Annotated in this window: 17 protein-coding genes; 10 read left to right on the forward strand and 7 right to left on the reverse strand. The window is 66.5% G+C overall.

Translation table 11 applies throughout. The features are described 5' to 3' along the window. Nucleotides 1–161: 161 nt before the first annotated feature. Nucleotides 162–1,370 carry a pyridoxal-phosphate-dependent aminotransferase family protein gene (locus tag ACOHWE_RS10385; RefSeq protein WP_420666177.1) on the forward strand — a complete coding sequence of 403 codons (1,209 nt, stop codon included), beginning with the start codon at nt 162–164 and terminating at the stop codon, nt 1,368–1,370. 223 nt (nt 1,371–1,593) lie between these two features. Here ACOHWE_RS10385 and ACOHWE_RS10390 read toward each other — a convergent pair whose 3' ends face one another. Together ACOHWE_RS10390 and ACOHWE_RS10395 are read right to left on the reverse strand one after the other, a co-directional pair. Then, nucleotides 1,594–1,794: a histidinol phosphate aminotransferase gene (locus ACOHWE_RS10390; RefSeq protein WP_420666178.1), complete on the reverse strand. Its 201-nt coding sequence runs from the start codon at nt 1,792–1,794 to the stop codon at nt 1,594–1,596. Between the two features lie 102 nt (nt 1,795–1,896). Beyond that, nucleotides 1,897–3,009 (reverse strand): pyridoxal phosphate-dependent aminotransferase, encoded by a 1,113-nt coding sequence (locus tag ACOHWE_RS10395; RefSeq protein WP_420666179.1) that lies wholly within the window; start codon nt 3,007–3,009, stop codon nt 1,897–1,899. Between the two features lie 234 nt (nt 3,010–3,243). Between ACOHWE_RS10395 and ACOHWE_RS10400 the strand changes: the two genes are divergently transcribed. From ACOHWE_RS10400 to ACOHWE_RS10410, 3 genes are all read left to right on the forward strand, one after another. Continuing rightward, the gene (locus ACOHWE_RS10400; RefSeq protein ID WP_420666180.1) at nt 3,244–4,029 is read left to right on the forward strand and encodes a crotonase/enoyl-CoA hydratase family protein; all 786 of its coding nucleotides are present in this window, start codon (nt 3,244–3,246) and stop codon (nt 4,027–4,029) included. Between the two features lie 344 nt (nt 4,030–4,373). Next, nucleotides 4,374–4,592 carry a hypothetical protein gene (locus tag ACOHWE_RS10405; RefSeq protein ID WP_420666182.1) on the forward strand — a complete coding sequence of 73 codons (219 nt, stop codon included), beginning with the start codon at nt 4,374–4,376 and terminating at the stop codon, nt 4,590–4,592. A gap of 70 nt (nt 4,593–4,662) precedes the next feature. Next, nucleotides 4,663–4,854: a hypothetical protein gene (locus ACOHWE_RS10410; protein WP_420666183.1), complete on the forward strand. Its 192-nt coding sequence runs from the start codon at nt 4,663–4,665 to the stop codon at nt 4,852–4,854. 15 nt (nt 4,855–4,869) lie between these two features. Here the strand turns inward: ACOHWE_RS10410 and ACOHWE_RS10415 are convergent, their stop codons facing one another. The 3 genes from ACOHWE_RS10415 to ACOHWE_RS10425 form a co-directional block, all read right to left on the reverse strand. Beyond that, nucleotides 4,870–5,409: a GNAT family N-acetyltransferase gene (locus ACOHWE_RS10415; RefSeq protein ID WP_420666184.1), complete on the reverse strand. Its 540-nt coding sequence runs from the start codon at nt 5,407–5,409 to the stop codon at nt 4,870–4,872. A 105-nt stretch (nt 5,410–5,514) separates the two neighbouring features. After that, nucleotides 5,515–6,417 (reverse strand): fructose bisphosphate aldolase, encoded by a 903-nt coding sequence (locus ACOHWE_RS10420; RefSeq protein WP_420666186.1) that lies wholly within the window; start codon nt 6,415–6,417, stop codon nt 5,515–5,517. Nucleotides 6,418–6,569: 152 nt separating this feature from the next. Beyond that, nucleotides 6,570–7,964: an aminotransferase-like domain-containing protein gene (locus tag ACOHWE_RS10425; RefSeq protein ID WP_420666187.1), complete on the reverse strand. Its 1,395-nt coding sequence runs from the start codon at nt 7,962–7,964 to the stop codon at nt 6,570–6,572. Between the two features lie 159 nt (nt 7,965–8,123). Here ACOHWE_RS10425 and ACOHWE_RS10430 point away from each other — a divergent pair, with 159 nt between their 5' ends. Further along, nucleotides 8,124–8,510: a DUF983 domain-containing protein gene (locus tag ACOHWE_RS10430; RefSeq protein ID WP_420666188.1), complete on the forward strand. Its 387-nt coding sequence runs from the start codon at nt 8,124–8,126 to the stop codon at nt 8,508–8,510. 284 nt (nt 8,511–8,794) lie between these two features. Here the strand turns inward: ACOHWE_RS10430 and ACOHWE_RS10435 are convergent, their stop codons facing one another. Continuing rightward, nucleotides 8,795–10,438: a CTP synthase gene (locus ACOHWE_RS10435; protein ID WP_420666190.1), complete on the reverse strand. Its 1,644-nt coding sequence runs from the start codon at nt 10,436–10,438 to the stop codon at nt 8,795–8,797. 172 nt (nt 10,439–10,610) lie between these two features. Then, nucleotides 10,611–10,976 carry a preprotein translocase subunit SecG gene (gene secG / locus ACOHWE_RS10440; RefSeq protein ID WP_420666192.1) on the reverse strand — a complete coding sequence of 122 codons (366 nt, stop codon included), beginning with the start codon at nt 10,974–10,976 and terminating at the stop codon, nt 10,611–10,613. 208 nt (nt 10,977–11,184) lie between these two features. Between secG and nthA the strand changes: the two genes are divergently transcribed. From nthA to ACOHWE_RS10465, 5 genes are all read left to right on the forward strand, one after another. Next, a complete protein-coding gene (gene nthA, locus ACOHWE_RS10445; protein ID WP_420666194.1) occupies nt 11,185–11,811 on the forward strand; it encodes a nitrile hydratase subunit alpha in 627 nt (208 codons plus the stop codon). After that, nucleotides 11,808–12,482, forward strand: a complete 675-nt coding sequence (nthB, locus tag ACOHWE_RS10450) for a nitrile hydratase subunit beta (protein ID WP_420666196.1) — start codon at nt 11,808–11,810, stop codon at nt 12,480–12,482. Before nthA ends, nthB begins: the two co-directional genes overlap by 4 nt. Next, nucleotides 12,479–12,811, forward strand: coding sequence for a nitrile hydratase accessory protein (locus tag ACOHWE_RS10455; RefSeq protein WP_420666197.1), 333 nt, complete (start codon nt 12,479–12,481; stop codon nt 12,809–12,811). Before nthB ends, ACOHWE_RS10455 begins: the two co-directional genes overlap by 4 nt. Nucleotides 12,812–13,188: 377 nt before the next feature. Then, nucleotides 13,189–14,484, forward strand: coding sequence for an adenylosuccinate synthase (locus ACOHWE_RS10460; protein WP_420666198.1), 1,296 nt, complete (start codon nt 13,189–13,191; stop codon nt 14,482–14,484). Continuing rightward, the gene (locus ACOHWE_RS10465; protein ID WP_420666199.1) at nt 14,484–14,738 is read left to right on the forward strand and encodes a DUF2842 domain-containing protein; all 255 of its coding nucleotides are present in this window, start codon (nt 14,484–14,486) and stop codon (nt 14,736–14,738) included. The genes ACOHWE_RS10460 and ACOHWE_RS10465 overlap by 1 nt, the downstream gene beginning before the upstream one ends. Nucleotides 14,739–14,765: the final 27 nt, after the last annotated feature.

Consider the following 14,765-nt stretch of genomic DNA (forward strand, 5'->3'; position numbering starts at 1 on the left):
TCAGGCCTTCTTTGACTTGCCACAGCCATTTAAGCAGCCAAGCGTCGGGGCGCAAGCGGTTCAACCCGGAGGGGAATTGACCGCCGCGCCGGTGAGGTTACTGTACCGGCGACAGGATCCGGCGGCGGCAGGCCCCCGGCAGCAGGCGGAGATTTGCGGCAATGAGCACATGGGGAAATGTTTCGGCAGGACGGCCCTATCTGGCGATTCCGGGGCCTTCGGTGATGCCGGATGCGGTGCTGCAGGCGATGCACCGGCCCTCGCCCAACATCTACGCGGGCGAGCTGGTGGAAATGACCGCCGCGATGATCCCGGACCTGAAGCGGGTGGCGCGCACCGCTCATCATGTGGCGATCTACATCGCCAATGGCCACGGTGCCTGGGAGGCAGCGCTGCAAAACACGGTGCAGCCGGGGGACAAGGTGCTGGTGCCTTCCTCTGGCCGTTTCGGCATCGGCTGGTCGGAAATGGCGGACGCGCTGGGGATTGAGGCCGAGCTTTTGGATTTCGGCACCGGCGCGGCCTGGGATCTGGAACAGATCGCGGCGCGGCTGGCGGCGGACAAGGGGCAGCGGATCAAGGCGGTGCTGGCGGTGCATGTGGATACCTCCAGCTCGATCCGCAACGACATCCCCGCGCTGCGGCAGCTTCTGAACGCGGCCGGGCACCCGGCGCTCCTGATGGCCGACTGCATCGCCTCGCTGGGCTGCGAACGGTTTGAAATGGACGAGTGGGGCGTCGACGTGATGGTCTCGGCCAGCCAGAAGGGGCTGATGGTGCCGCCGGGTCTGGGGTTCGTGTTTTTCAACGAACGCGCTGCCGCCGCCCGCGCTGCGCTGCCGCGAGTCAGCCGCTACTGGGACTGGGCGCCGCGCGCCGACCCCGGGGAGTTCTATCAGTACTTCGGCGGCACCGCGCCAACGCATCACCTTTACGGGCTGCACAAAGCGCTGGAGCTGATCCACGCAGAAGGTGTGGAGGCCGTCTGGAACCGGCACGCGCGTCTCGCCCGCGTCATCTGGGCTGCTTGCGAGGCTTGGAGCGCCGAGGGGCCGCTGCGGCTGAACGTGTCCGACCGGGCGCTGCGCTCACACGCGGTTACCGCGCTGCAGATTGGCGCTCCGCTCGGCACGCGGCTGCGTGAATGGCTGGAGCGGTCGCTGGGGCTGACGCTCGGCATCGGCCTCGGCATGGCACCGCCGCGCAGCGAAGCCTGGCACGGCTATTTCCGGCTCGGCCATATGGGGCATGTGAACGGCCATATGGTGATGGGGCTTCTGGGCGGAATCGACGCTGGACTGAAGGCGCTCGAGATCCCGCATGGGAACGGTGCCCTGACTGCAGCGGCCGGGGCGCTGAGCGGAGGCTGAGCAGTCACCGCCGCAAGTGCAATTCCCCAATCTTAGACCGGACCGCCCCGGAACACGGCCCCGGACCCGGCCGGGGCCAGGACTTGCCGTCGGCCGGGTTTTGCGGGGGGCGTTTGGTCGTCGGCGCTCCGGCAAACCTTTCTGGCATTGTCAGCCCTCGGCAGTCAGCTTCTGCGGCCAGCTGCCCTGCAGGCGGCGCGCATTCGCCAGCCGCTGCCTGCGGTCAGGCTCCACCGTCGGCCAGACGGGCCTCCAGGCGTGAAATAAAGTGGTTGATCAGCACTGCCAGCACCAGCACCGGCACCATCCCGTAAAGCATCCAGACCACGAAGAAGACCCACATCAGGTTCATTCCGGCAAAGGTGATCGCAGCGGTGAACAGATCCGGTGTGCCGTCCGGCCGTTCGGTTTCGCGCATGGCCATACTCCCAGAACAGGTTACCCAGAGATACTGTTCAAGAGAGTAGTCCGGCAGGGGTGAATGTCCGGTAAAACCCGGTTGATCTTTGTTACCGGGTGGCGGAAATCAGCCTGCCGCCCGTGCCGCCGCCAGCGCCACCGGCAGGGCCGCGGCAAAGGCGTCGAGCGCTGCATCCGGCCCGCAGCTGACCCGGATGCAGCGGTTCTGCGGCTCGGCAAAGGGCATCCGAACGAACACCCCCTGGGCCGACAGCACCTCCAGCACCGCGCGTGCGAAGGCACCGCCGCGGCCGCAGTCGATAGCGACGAAATTGGCCGCCGAGGGCAGCGGCTCGAGGCCGTTGGCCGTGGCAATTGCGGCAATCCGGCTGCGGGCGGCGGCAATACGTTCCAGCACCTCGGTCAGATAGGCGTGATCCTTCAGAGCGGCCAGCGCGCCTTCCTGCGCGATCCGGTTCACGCCGAAATGGTTGCGGACTTTGTTGAAGGCGGCGATCAAGTCCGCGTGGCCGATGCCATAGCCGATCCGCGCGCCGGCCAGCCCGTATGCCTTGGAGAACGTGCGCAAGCGGATCACCCGAGGGTCATCCGCGCGCCCCGGCCAGGCGGTGCCTTCGGGGGCACATTCCACATAGGCTTCATCCAGTACCAGCAGGCAGCCTTCGGGCAGGCGGTCGAGCAGCGGCGAAATCGTCCTGCCACCGTGCCAGCTGCCCATCGGGTTGTCGGGATTGGCGAGGTAGACCAGCTTGGCCCCGGTCTCGCACGCCTTGGCGAAGAGCGCCTCGGGATCCTCGTGATCGCCCCTGTAGGGCACAGTATGCAACGTGCCGCCAAAGCCCGCGACATGGTAGTTGAAGGTCGGATAGGCGCCCAGCGAGGTGATCACCGCATCACCCGGCCCCACGATCAGCCGTACCAGGCAGCCCAGGAGCCCGTCGATGCCTTCCCCCACGAGGATATTGCCGGGGCGCACACCATGCTGCGCCGCCAGGGCGTGGCGCAGGTCGTGGCTCTCGGAATCGCCGTATTTCCATACCTCGGCCGCGGCCTTCGCCATGGCCGCGACAGCGCGCGGAGAGGGACCGAATATGTTCTCGTTGGCGCCAAGACGGGCGGCAAAGGGCTCGCCTCGGTCGCGCTCCTGGGCTTCGGGCCCAACAAAGGGCACGGTGGCGGGCAGAGCACTGACGAGCGGGGTGTAACGGGGTCCAGTCATGCGCGCAGATAAGCGTTTCGCCGACCTCCCCGCAAGCCCCCGCGGCATGGCCATAGGCACTGCGGCGGGGGCGGGCGCGGGAATTTTCCGAACGCAGAACACCGGCCCGAAAATCTCCAGTTTCCCGCCGCTGCCGCACACGTCCTGCCCCGACGTTCCGGTGGATTCCGCGGCCGCCGCGAGGCAGGCTGGCGCGACATGGCTGCACAGGGCCAGCAGAACAGGGAGAGCGCCATGAGCCGGGTTTCCATCAGCTATAAAGACCATATCGCGCATGTGACGCTGACACGGGGCGATAAACGCAACGCACTCGACGAGGCGATGGTGAAGGCGATCATCGCCGCGGGCCAGGAGGTGGCCGCCTCCGATGCGCGCGCGGTGTTGCTCTCGGGCGAGGGCGAAAGCTTTTGTGCCGGGCTCGACCTCGGAAGTTTTGCGGGTTTCATGCAGCGCGACCTCGCGGCCTGGCTGATGGAGCGCAGCCATGAAGACGCGAACGAGATGCAGGAAGTGGCGATGGTCTGGCGCCGGGTGCCGGTGCCGGTGATCGCGGCGGTGCAGGGCGCCTGTTTCGGCGGCGGGCTGCAGCTGGCGCTCGGCGCCGATATCCGCGTCGCGGGGCCGGACGCGCGGCTGTCGGTGATGGAGATGAAATGGGGGCTGGTGCCCGACATGGGCGGTATGGTGCTGTTGCCGGGGCTTGTTCAGCCGGACGTGCTGCGCCGCCTGACCTACACGGCCGAGACGGTTCCGGCCGAAAAGGCGCTCGCCTGGGGGCTGGTGACCGAGCTGGCCGAAGACCCGCTGGCCCGGGCGCGGCAGCTGGCAGCAGAGATCGCCGCCCGCAGCCCCTCAGCCATCCGTGCCGCGAAGCGGCTTATCGCTTACGCCGAAAGCGGCGCCAGCCGGGCCGACGTGCTGTTGCGAGAAAGCGCAGAGCAGCTGGATCTGATCGGCAAGCCAGACCAGATGGAGGCGGTGGCGGCCGGGCTGTCAGGGCGGCGCCCCAACTTCGCCTGAGGACAGCGGCAGGCCGTCCCGCAACGGCCAAACCCATTGCCTTGAATTGCAATGCCGAATTTCGCTCAATTTTTCCGAAATGTGCTTCAACCGGCAAAAAGCCGCCGTCTGCCGGCGGGAAAATGCCGCGTAAAGCCAGCGCAAATGCACGTTAACCCTTTGATAACCTCCGGGGGGCGAGGGTGTCTCCAGCAAGGCGCAGAAGGGCCTGGCCAGCCGCAATTTCTTCGGGCGGCAGCTGCCTTCGCGGGGCATGGGAGTCCCTGCCGTCTTGCGATCCGTGGTGGATCCGGTTTCGGGCGGCGGCGGTCGCCCGGAGCCGGGCTTCAGAAAGGAGTGAGGCAATGCGAGTAGTTCAAAACAACCTTCGGGCAGTACAGACCAAATGGTTCATCCAGTTCGAAAGCGGCGGTCTATTGTCGCGCACGGAAAACCGGATTACTTATTTCTACGACGAGGCGCTGAGTTTCCAGAGCCGCGAGGAGGCGCTGCGCTACTTAGTCGCTAACCGGTATGCCGTCGACTGCACCGGGCTGCGCCCGTCCCTGACCGAGGCGGCCTGAGCGGCGGCGCGGCAGGTGACTCCGGAACGGCTGATAGGCGCAGGGCCAGATACTGCAGGCCGCGGCTGCCATGCCTAAAGCGATGCGGCGGCTAGCGGTCTGCCTGGGCCTGCTGATCTCGGCCGCGGCGCTGGGGTTTTGGCTCTGGATGCTGGGCGCAACCGGTTCGGATAGCTGGTTCAGCGCCGCCGCCGCCCGCCATTTCTGGCTGCCCTTCGGCACCGGTCTGGCGCTGGCGGTCGCCGCCTGCTGCAGCCGCTGAACAGTGCCGCCACCGTTACCAGAGAGCCGGGTCGTCCAGCGCCGGGACGCAGATGCAGGGGCCGGCCAGCGGCGGCATCGCGCCGCCTGACAGGCACTGCCCGATCCATCCAACGGGCTGGCTCAACGGGTGCGGCGCGGGCACCTCGGCCGGGTCCATCGGCTTGAAGCCAACCTTGCTATAGAAGGCCGGGTCGCCATAAGTGATGGCAATTTCCACCCCGGCGCCGCGCAACGCCTCCAATGCATGGCGCAGCAGGCCCTGGCCCACCCCTGTCCCTTGGCGGGCAGGTGCCACCGCCATGGGCGAGAGGATGAAGGCCGTCCGGCTGTCCTCAGCGAAAGTGAGGCGGGTGAAGATGGCGCTGCCAATCAGCTCCGTGCCGTCTTCAGCGAGGAAGATGTGAATGTCCTCCGGGGCGGTACTGGAGAGGAACCCGCGAACGAGCCGGCCGATCAGCGCGCCTTCTTCCGCTCCTTCTGAGGCGGTGAAGGCAGCGGTGAAGAGGCCAATGATGTCCTCTTCACGTCCGGTAGAGCTGTTCAGATACTGCATGCAGCTGTCTCCTGTGCTGGCGGCAAGACGGGACCGGTGTGAAAAGGGCCGCGCCCGGTTGGAGCGCGGCCCGTTCAGGCTAACTGTGCGAGGCCTCTGAGCCGCTTACACCGATGCCTCGTAGATTTGGGTGATGTTGGCGGCGAGAGCGGCGTTGTATTCCTCGTCGCTCATCGACACTTTCAGCCCCTCGGTCAGCGCCCGGCTGAAGGAGGCGATCATCTTGGGGTTCTGCGCCAGCTTCTCGCAGGCCTCATCTGTAGAATAGCCGCCCGAAAGCGCGACTACCCGGACCACGTTGGCCTGATCGGCCAGTTCGTCATAGAGACCCGGTTTGGTCGGGATGGTCAGCTTCAGCGACACCTTGGTGTCTGCGGGCAGGGCATTCAGCTCGGCGAGGATCTCTGCCCTCAGGATGTCCTCGATCGCGGCCTTGTCCGCGGCGTGGATGTCCACCTCCGGCTCGATGATCGGCACCAGCCCGGCGGCTGCGATCTGGCGGCCCACCTCGAACTGCTGCGCCACCACGGCCTTTATGCCCGCAGGATTGGCCTCCTTGATGACCGAGCGCATCTTGGTCCCGAAGATGCCCGCTTCCTTGGCGCGGGCGAGCAACGCATCGAGGTCCGGGATCGGCTTCATCACCTGGACGCCGTTTTCCTCGTCTACGAGGCCTTTGTCGACTTTCAGGAAGGGCACTACACCGCATTTCTCCCACAGATAGTCGGGTACGCGGATGCCGTCGATGGCGTTGTCCATAGTCTTTTCGAACAGGATCGCGCCGATGATCTTGCCGCTGCTGAATTCAGGTGCGGTAATGATGCGGGCGCGCATCTTCTGGATCTCGGCAAACATCTCGTCGTCGTTGGCATAGGCGTCCTCTTCGACGCCGTAGAGCTTCAGCGCCTTCGGGGTCGATCCGCCGGACTGGTCAAGCGCGGCAATGAAGCCCTTGCCAGTGGCGATGCGGTCGTATTGGTCCTGCCAGGTGGAAGCGTCTTTTGCCATAATGCGTCACTCTCTTGGAAAGGTGGGATGTCCTGCCGTGTCTATAGCGCGAATTGAACCGGAAACAACGGGGTGTTGCGCTAACACAATGGCGATTTCTGCGCGCAGGGCGGGGCCTTGTCCGGTGGCGCCGCCTGCACCCGGGCGCGGGGTCAGCCCAGCCAGTCCTTGCGGCAGACCGCATCGTTCAGCGCGGCGAGGTCGCGCCGCAGCGCGTCCAGTGGGATCGGGCCGCCGAGGCAGACCCGCATCGCCTCGGCTGGCGCGCCGGTCACCGTGAAGGCATCGCTGGGCATCAGGCCGATGCGGCATCCCGCCATCCGGCCCATCACCTCGGCCCGGCTGGTGCCGCGGGGCAGGTCGAGCCAGAGGTTGAAGGCGCCGGGTTCCGAGGCGTAGCTGCAGCCGCTCAGCACTTCCGCCGCCAATGCCTGCCGTTCCGTAGCGGCGCGGCGCACGAAGCCTTGGATCTCCGCGGCGGTGCCATCCTCGATCCACTGTCCCAGCAGCGCGAGGCTCAAGGGGGAGACCATTACATGCATTGCCCGCAAGGCCTGCGAAAACTGCCCCATAGCCTCCGCTTTCGGCACAGTGGTGCAGGCGAGCCGCAGCCCGGCGCCGAGGCATTTCGACAGCCCAGCCACATGCCAGCTCTGCCCCGGCAACTGACAGGAAATAGGCGCGGGCGCCTCCGGCGCCGTGAAGCAATAGGCGTCATCCTCCACCAGCGGCAGTTCCTGCGCACGCAGTACCGCGGCGATCTCCGCGCGGCGGGCCGTGGGTATCGTGCGGGTGGTCGGATTGTTGAGCGTCGGGTTCAGGTAGAGCGCCGCGGGCCAGTGGCTGCGGATCGCCGCCTCCAGCGCTCCGGGCAGGATTCCGTCCGCATCCGCCGCCACGCCCTGCAGCCTGAGCCCGAGTCGTGCCGCGATGGAGCGCAGCCCCGGGTAAGTTACCTCCTCGCACAGTACGGTGCTGCCCGGCTCGCCCAGAACCGAGAGGATGGCAAAGAGGCTCGCATGGGATCCGGGGGTGACCGCCAGCCGCTCCGGCGCCGCAGGCAGCCCGTTTGCCTCCATCCAGGCCGCGGAGCGGGCGCGGTCCTGGGAACTGCCGGTAACGGACTGGTAGCGCAACAGGGAAATCAGGTCGCCCGAGACCTGCGCCAGCCCGGCCTGCATCCGCGCCACGAGCGCCGGATCGTCCACCTCCGGCGGCATGTTCATCATCGGGTCTTCTTCGCGGGCGCGCTCGGGATCGGGCCTCGGGGGCAGGGTCTCGGGGGCTTTCACGAAGGTGCCGCGGCCGACGAAGCTTTCGATATGGCCGCGGCGCACGGCCTCCGCGTATCCCCGCGAGACGGTGGAAAAATCCACCGCCAGCGCCTGCGCCACCCGGCGCTGCGGCGGCAGCCGGTCGCCGGGACTTAAGTCGCCGCGGCGGATTGCCGCGCCGATGGCCTCGGCAATCTCCAGGTACCGCGGCTGCGGCGCTTCGTGCCCGGCGCGGGCGAAGCGGTCAGCAAGCTCGGGAATCCACTGTTTCACCTGCCGGGTCTCCTGCTGGCGGCGCACATGCCGTATTGTATCGAGATTGATTGGTTTAATGCCTCATGAAAAGCCGTCATGCAACAGGAATGATCGCATATTGATTGCATCGAGGCGGGGAATCGCTGTATCAGGCGGCAGTTTCAGGGAGGAAGTGCGATGCAGACGCAGGTGAGCGACGGACAGCAGGAAACGCCGCGGGCGCTGAAGCCTGCGCTGCTGAGGGGGCTGAGGCTGCGCTGCCCGGCCTGCGGGGAAGGCAAGCTCTTGCACAGCTATCTCAAGGTGAACGACGGCTGCGCCCATTGCGGCGAGGCGCTGCACCACCAGCGCGCCGACGATGGCCCGGCCTATCTGACCATCCTGGTGGTTGGCCACATCCTCGGCTTCGTCTTGCACATCGTCTATGTGCAGTTGCGCCCCGACCCCTGGACGCTGGCGCTGATCCTGTCGGCGGTCACAGTGGCGGCGTCGCTGATCATGCTGCCGCGGATGAAGGGGTTGGTGGTGGCCTATCAGTGGGCCAAGCGGATGCACGGGTTCTGAAGCCGCCCTTCGGGCAACGAAGTTGGCCGATAAACAGCGTCATGCTTCCGGCTCCGTTTGTCGCCCGGCGCCGATCACCGCATGAGGCTATGGCTGCTTTTTCTGAAGGGCCTGGCAACCGCCACACGGCACTCTGAAACAATTAAAATGCAAAAAAGGCGGGCCCTTGGCCTGCCTTTTTCCTGTTTCTCCCAGCGCCGCAAAGCGGCGCCGGGCCCAACAGGAGCTGCTCATCTGTTATGAGCATGCGACCGGCGGGAGAGCCCCGCCAGCCGCAGCAAGCCTTACACCAGACGCGAAGCTTGCTTGGCTGCGCGCACGAAATCGTCGAACAGCGGGTGCGGCGCGAAGGGTTTCGACTTCAGCTCAGGATGGAACTGCACACCGATGAACCAGGGGTGATCCGACCACTCCACGATCTCCGGGAGGCGGCCGTCCGGCGACATGCCGGAGAACTTCAGCCCGGCTTCCTCAAGCTTCTCGCGGTACTTGGTGTCGACCTCGTAGCGGTGCCGGTGGCGTTCCTCGATGTGGGTGCTGCCGTAGACTTCGGCCACTTTCGAGCCTTCCGCGAGCGTCGCGTCATAGGCGCCGAGCCGCATGGTGCCGCCCTTGTCATCGCCCACCTTGCGCTCCACGGTCTGGTTGCCGCGCACCCATTCCTTCAGATGGTAGACCACTGGCTCGAAACGCTTCTTGCCGGCCTCGTGGTCGAACTCCTCGGAGCCCGCCTCGGCCAGGCCCGCCACATTGCGCGCTGCCTCGATCACCGCCATCTGCATGCCGAGGCAGATGCCGAGATAGGGCACCTTGTTCTCGCGGGCGTATTGCGCCGCCTTGATCTTGCCCTCGGTGCCGCGCTCGCCAAAGCCGCCGGGCACCAGGATCGCGTGGAAGCCCTGCAAGTAGGGATCAGCGTCCTCCTTGTCGAAAAGCTCGGCGTCGACCCATTCGATCTTCACCTTAACCCGGTTCGACATGCCGCCGTGGGTGAGCGCTTCGGCAATGGATTTATAGGCGTCTTCCAGCTGGGTGTACTTGCCGACGATGGCCACCCGGACCTCGCCCTCCGGGTTGTAGATGCGGTCGGCGACATCTTCCCAGCGGCTGAGGTTCGGCTTCGGCGCGGGCGCAATGCCGAAGGCGTCCAGCACCGCCTGGTCGAGGCCCTCGCGGTGGTAGGCCAGCGGCGCTTCGTAGATCGACTTCAGGTCCTGCGCGGCAATCACGCTGTCGGGGCGCACGTTGCAGAACAGCGCCAGCTTTTCGCGCTCCTTCACCGGGATCGGGCCCTCGGAGCGGCAGACCAGGATGTCGGGCGCGAGGCCGATCGAGCGCAGCTCCTTCACCGAGTGCTGGGTCGGCTTGGTCTTCAGCTCGCCGGAGGCCTTGATGTAGGGCAGCAGGGTCAGGTGCATGAAGATGCACTGCCCGCGCGGCTTGTCCTGGGCGAACTGGCGGATCGCTTCGAAGAAGGGCAGGCCCTCGATGTCGCCAACGGTGCCGCCGATCTCGCAGAGCATGAAGTCGACCTCGTCCTCGCCGATGGAGATGAAGTCCTTGATCTCGTTGGTGACGTGCGGAATGACCTGGATGGTCTTGCCCAGGTAGTCGCCGCGGCGCTCCTTCTCCAGCACGTTGGTGTAGATCCGGCCCGACGAGATCGAGTCGGTCTTGCGGGCGGGCACCCCTGTGAAACGCTCGTAGTGGCCGAGGTCGAGGTCGGTTTCGGCGCCATCGTCGGTGACGAAAACTTCGCCATGCTCAAACGGGCTCATCGTGCCCGGGTCGACGTTCAGATAGGGGTCCAGCTTGCGCAGGCGGACGGAGTATCCGCGGGCCTGCAGAAGCGCCCCAAGTGCCGCCGAAGCGAGGCCTTTGCCCAGAGATGAAACAACACCGCCAGTGATGAAGATGAAACGCGCCATGAGTGTTCGGCTGCCCCCGTGAGAAGTCAGAATCTAGCTGCCCGGCGGTTTCCAGAATAGCACTAAAAACCGCAGCATCACGGGACTTCATTCATAAAGGATTCGCGCAAGCAACGCAAGGGAACCGCAAGATGCTGTTGCGGTCCCTCAAATCCTGGCTAGGTCTAGTAGTTTAGTCGGCGCTCGGCACCAGCGGTGCGTCATCGCCCTGCGCCGGCGGCAGAAGGTCGCTGCCCAGGGGCGCAACTGGCGCCTCCGGTTCGTCAGCGGTCTCTGCGCCCGGCAGGAGGATGCGGTCTGCAACCGAGCTGCCTGCCGACTTCTGCGCCGCCAAAACGGTGAGGGTGATCGAGGTGCCGATGAAGGCAACTGCCAGCACCCAGGTCAGCTTGCTGAGTGCGGTCGCGGCCGCCCGTCCGGTCATAGCGCCGCCGCCGCCGCCCATGCCCAGGCCGCCGCCTTCGGACCGCTGCAGCAGCACAACGGCGATCAGGCCCAGAGCCAGAAGAAGATGGATGATGAGAACAACGTTTTCCATGGGTCCCTGCGGCGGTTGGCTGAGTACCGGGCGGTAAATAGGGAAGATTGCCCGGAGGGGCAAGGGCGGAGTTGGCTTCCGCCGGAGCAGCCCGGGTGCGGGCCGCTCGCCAGAGTTTTGAGGCGGGCAGTGTGACGTGTGGTCCTGCGCCTCAGGTGGAGAAGTTCGGGCTGGACGTGGTATGCGCGTGCGGGGCAAAGTTTTGTCCATGCCCCATGATCATACTGGCCACCCGCACAGCCTGCTGCCGCCCGATCCCGCACTGCGCGTGAAGGCATTGGAGACGATTCTCACCCGCAAGGGGCTGGTCGACCCGGCGGCGCTGGACGAGATCATCGATACCTATGAAAACCGCATCGGCCCGCAGAACGGCGCCCGCGTGGTCGCCAGGGCCTGGTCCGATCCGGACTTCCGCGCGGCGCTGCTCACTGACCCGGACCCGGTGCTGGCCGAACTTGGCTATTACGGGCGCCAGGGCGAGCATATGGTGGTCGTGGAGAACACGGAACGGCGCCACAACATGGTCGTCTGTACCCTGTGCAGCTGCTACCCGTGGCCGCTGCTCGGCATCCCGCCCGGCTGGTACAAGTCCGATGCCTACCGCGCCCGCGCCATCCGCGAGCCGCGCGCGGTGCTGGCGGAATTCGGGGTGACGCTGCCGGAAGACACTGCCGTGCGGGTCTGGGATTCCACCGCCGAGGTCCGCTACCTGGTGCTGCCGATGCGCCCCCCGGGGAGCGAAGGCCTGGACGAGGACGCGCTTGCCGCGCTGGTCACCCGTGACAGCATGATCGGCACCGGACTGCCGCGCGCCCCCGAAGGCGGCGCACCATGACCCGCGTGCACGACATGGGCGGGCGATTCGGCGATGGACCTGTCACTTCCGAGCCGGAGGACGCCCCGGTCTTTGCCGAGGACTGGCACGCCCGCGCGCTGGCGGTCACGCTTGCCTGCGGCGCGCTCGGGCAGTGGAACATCGACACCTCCCGCCACGCGCGCGAGCGGCTGTCGCCCAAGGACTACACCCGCTTCAGCTACTACGAGAAATGGATCGCCGCGCTGGCGGATCTCCTGGTGGAGAAAGGCGTGCTCACGCGCGCGGAGCTGGAAGGGAAGGGCGCCGGGCTGCATGCGCTGGCGGAAAAGGCGCTGAAGGCAGCTGATGTGGGCGCGGTGCTGGCCAAGGGCGGACCGGCGAACCGTTCTGGCGGGCCTGCGCCGCGCTTCTCCCCAGGCCAGGCAGTGCGGGTGCGCCTGCCGGCTGGCAACCGGCTGGTCGCGGGCGGCCACAGCCGTCTGCCCCGCTATGCCGCCGGTGCCGCGGGCTATATCCAGCGGCTGCACGGCAGCCACGTGCTCCCGGACAGCAGCGCCCATGGCCTGGGCGAAGCGCCGGAGCCGCTTTATGCCGTGCGTTTCAGCGCCAGCGCGCTCTGGACGCATCCGGAACACCCCGAGGACGACGTGGTGCTCGACATCTGGCAAAGCTACCTGGAACCGGTATGAGCGGCTGCCCTGACATCTCAGCCCCGCGGCCGGTCTTCGAACAGCCCTGGCATGCCCAGGTTTTTGCGCTGACCGTGCACCTGAACGAGGCCGGGCGCTTCAGCTGGGCGGACTGGGTGCCGCGTTTTTCGGCCACCTTGAAACGGCATGGGCTGTCGCGGGAGCTGGACGGGGGCGAGGACTACTTCCGCGCCTGGCTGGAAACGCTGGAGGCAGTGCTGGCGGAGGACGGCGCCGCCCCGGCCGGTGAGGTGGAAGAGGTGCGCGGGCGCTGGGAGGAAGCCTATCTCTCGACCCCGCACGGCGCGCCGGTGCGGCTGGCGGACTGACCAGTGGGCACATGCCATAGGCGGCGGGTTGGGTAAGCGAATTCAAGCGCCGATTGAGCTACTCCTTAAGCTTCTCTTAGCTGCGGATCTGGTGCAGTTGATTACCAAGCGCGGAACAAGGCCGAAGGCCGCCGCGCATTGCCGGCGCGCGCCCACGCGGCGGCGATTTGGCTGAGGCTGGGTGGTGCCCTCGCGAAGGCGTACGGACTTTGCCGGGATAAACTGCCGGAAACGTCCCGTCGGATCGCCGCCGCACGCGTCGGCAATGCGCAGCTCACTAATGAACGAAAGCCCCTGCGGCAAAAATCCGGTTCCAATGCCGGGGCGGCAGGGCTATAGGGGGGGCTGGTTTCAACCAGAGTGCAAAAGGACCGGATATGGCCAACGTCGTCGTAGTCGGCGCCCAGTGGGGCGACGAAGGAAAAGGCAAGATCGTGGATTGGCTGAGCGAGCGCGCAGACGTGATCGCGCGCTTCCAGGGCGGCCACAACGCCGGCCACACGCTGGTGATCGACGGCAAGGTCTACAAGCTGCACGCGCTGCCCTCGGGCGTGGTGCGCGGCGGCAAACTGTCGGTGATCGGCAATGGCGTGGTGCTGGACCCCTGGCACCTGGTTAAGGAAATTGCGACCGTCCGCGGACAGGGTGTCGAGATCACCCCTAAGACCCTGATGATCGCTGAGAACACCCCGCTGATCCTGCCGCTGCACGGCGAGCTGGACCGTGCGCGCGAGGAAGCGGCCTCCAAGGGCACCAAGATCGGCACCACCGGCCGCGGCATCGGCCCGGCCTATGAAGACAAGGTCGGCCGCCGCGCCATCCGTGTTGCCGACCTCGCCGACGAGGCCACCCTGGAAGCACGTGTCGACCGCGCGCTGCAGCACCATGACCCGCTGCGCAAGGGGCTCGGTGTCGACCCGGTCGACCGCGACGCGCTGATCGCGCAGTTGAAGGAAATCGCCGCGGAAATCCTGCCCTTCGCCGCCCCGGTCTGGAAGGTGCTTAACGAGAAGCGCAAGGCCGGCAAGCGGATCCTGTTTGAAGGCGCGCAAGGCGCGCTCTTGGACATCGACTTCGGCACCTATCCCTTTGTCACCTCCTCCAACGTTATCGCGGGCCAGGCCGCGACCGGCGTCGGCATCGGCCCGGGCTCGATCGACTACGTGCTCGGCATCGTGAAGGCTTATACCACCCGCGTCGGCGAAGGCCCGTTCCCGACCGAGCTGGATGACGAGGACGGCAACCGTCTCGGCACCCGCGGCCACGAGTTCGGCACCACCACCGGCCGCAAGCGCCGCTGCGGCTGGTTCGACGCCTGCCTGGTGCGCCAGACCTGCGCCACTTCCGGCATCAATGGCATCTCGCTGACCAAGCTCGACGTGCTGGACGGCTTTGAGACGCTGAAGATCTGCACCGGCTACGAACTCGACGGCGCGCGGCTGGACTATCTGCCCACCGCTGCCGATCAGCAGGCCCGCTGCACCCCCATCTACGAGGAGATGCCGGGCTGGAGCGAGTCGACCGAAGGCGCGCGCAGCTGGGCCGATCTGCCCGCCAACGCGATTAAATACGTGCGCCGGGTGGAAGAGCTGATCGAATGCCCCGTGGCGCTCCTGTCCACCAGCCCGGAGCGGGACGACACCATCCTGGTGACCGACCCGTTCGCAGACTGATGGCTGCGGGCAAAGGGCTGAGCTACAGGGCCCGGCGGCTGTGGTCGCTGGTGATCCTGCTGGTCGGCTTGCCGCTTTACGTGGTGGCGGCGGTGACTGTGCTCAATTGGCTCGGCCGCCCGCCGCTGCTGGTGGAGCTGGCGGTCTACATCGTGCTTGGCGTGCTTTGGGCGCTGCCGTTCAAGTTCGTCTTCCGCGGGATTGGCAAGGAAGATCCCGGGGCAGTGTCCGGGTCCGATACCGGCAAGAAGTAATGCAATAGGGGAGGGGCGCTGCCCCTC

The sequence above is a fragment of the Cribrihabitans neustonicus genome, from assembly GCF_048820895.1.
GTDB lineage: Bacteria > Pseudomonadota > Alphaproteobacteria > Rhodobacterales > Rhodobacteraceae > Cribrihabitans_A > Cribrihabitans_A neustonicus.

What these genes read in the sequence shown, in the direction of transcription:
- nthB (WP_420666196.1), top strand. Translation starts at nt 11,808, where the DNA reads ATGACCCGCGTGCACGACATGGGCGGGCGATTCGGCGATGGACCTGTC.
- ACOHWE_RS10455 (WP_420666197.1), top strand. Translation starts at nt 12,479, where the DNA reads ATGAGCGGCTGCCCTGACATCTCAGCCCCGCGGCCGGTCTTCGAACAG.
- ACOHWE_RS10415 (WP_420666184.1), bottom strand. Translation starts at nt 5,409, where the DNA reads ATGCAGTATCTGAACAGCTCTACCGGACGTGAAGAGGACATCATTGGC.
- secG (WP_420666192.1), bottom strand. Translation starts at nt 10,976, where the DNA reads ATGGAAAACGTTGTTCTCATCATCCATCTTCTTCTGGCTCTGGGCCTG.
- ACOHWE_RS10420 (WP_420666186.1), bottom strand. Translation starts at nt 6,417, where the DNA reads ATGGCAAAAGACGCTTCCACCTGGCAGGACCAATACGACCGCATCGCC.
- ACOHWE_RS10405 (WP_420666182.1), top strand. Translation starts at nt 4,374, where the DNA reads ATGCGAGTAGTTCAAAACAACCTTCGGGCAGTACAGACCAAATGGTTC.
- ACOHWE_RS10465 (WP_420666199.1), top strand. Translation starts at nt 14,484, where the DNA reads ATGGCTGCGGGCAAAGGGCTGAGCTACAGGGCCCGGCGGCTGTGGTCG.
- ACOHWE_RS10385 (WP_420666177.1), top strand. Translation starts at nt 162, where the DNA reads ATGAGCACATGGGGAAATGTTTCGGCAGGACGGCCCTATCTGGCGATT.
- ACOHWE_RS10410 (WP_420666183.1), top strand. Translation starts at nt 4,663, where the DNA reads ATGCCTAAAGCGATGCGGCGGCTAGCGGTCTGCCTGGGCCTGCTGATC.
- ACOHWE_RS10400 (WP_420666180.1), top strand. Translation starts at nt 3,244, where the DNA reads ATGAGCCGGGTTTCCATCAGCTATAAAGACCATATCGCGCATGTGACG.
- ACOHWE_RS10435 (WP_420666190.1), bottom strand. Translation starts at nt 10,438, where the DNA reads ATGGCGCGTTTCATCTTCATCACTGGCGGTGTTGTTTCATCTCTGGGC.
- ACOHWE_RS10460 (WP_420666198.1), top strand. Translation starts at nt 13,189, where the DNA reads ATGGCCAACGTCGTCGTAGTCGGCGCCCAGTGGGGCGACGAAGGAAAA.
- ACOHWE_RS10395 (WP_420666179.1), bottom strand. Translation starts at nt 3,009, where the DNA reads ATGACTGGACCCCGTTACACCCCGCTCGTCAGTGCTCTGCCCGCCACC.
- nthA (WP_420666194.1), top strand. Translation starts at nt 11,185, where the DNA reads ATGCCCCATGATCATACTGGCCACCCGCACAGCCTGCTGCCGCCCGAT.
- ACOHWE_RS10390 (WP_420666178.1), bottom strand. Translation starts at nt 1,794, where the DNA reads ATGGCCATGCGCGAAACCGAACGGCCGGACGGCACACCGGATCTGTTC.
- ACOHWE_RS10430 (WP_420666188.1), top strand. Translation starts at nt 8,124, where the DNA reads ATGCAGACGCAGGTGAGCGACGGACAGCAGGAAACGCCGCGGGCGCTG.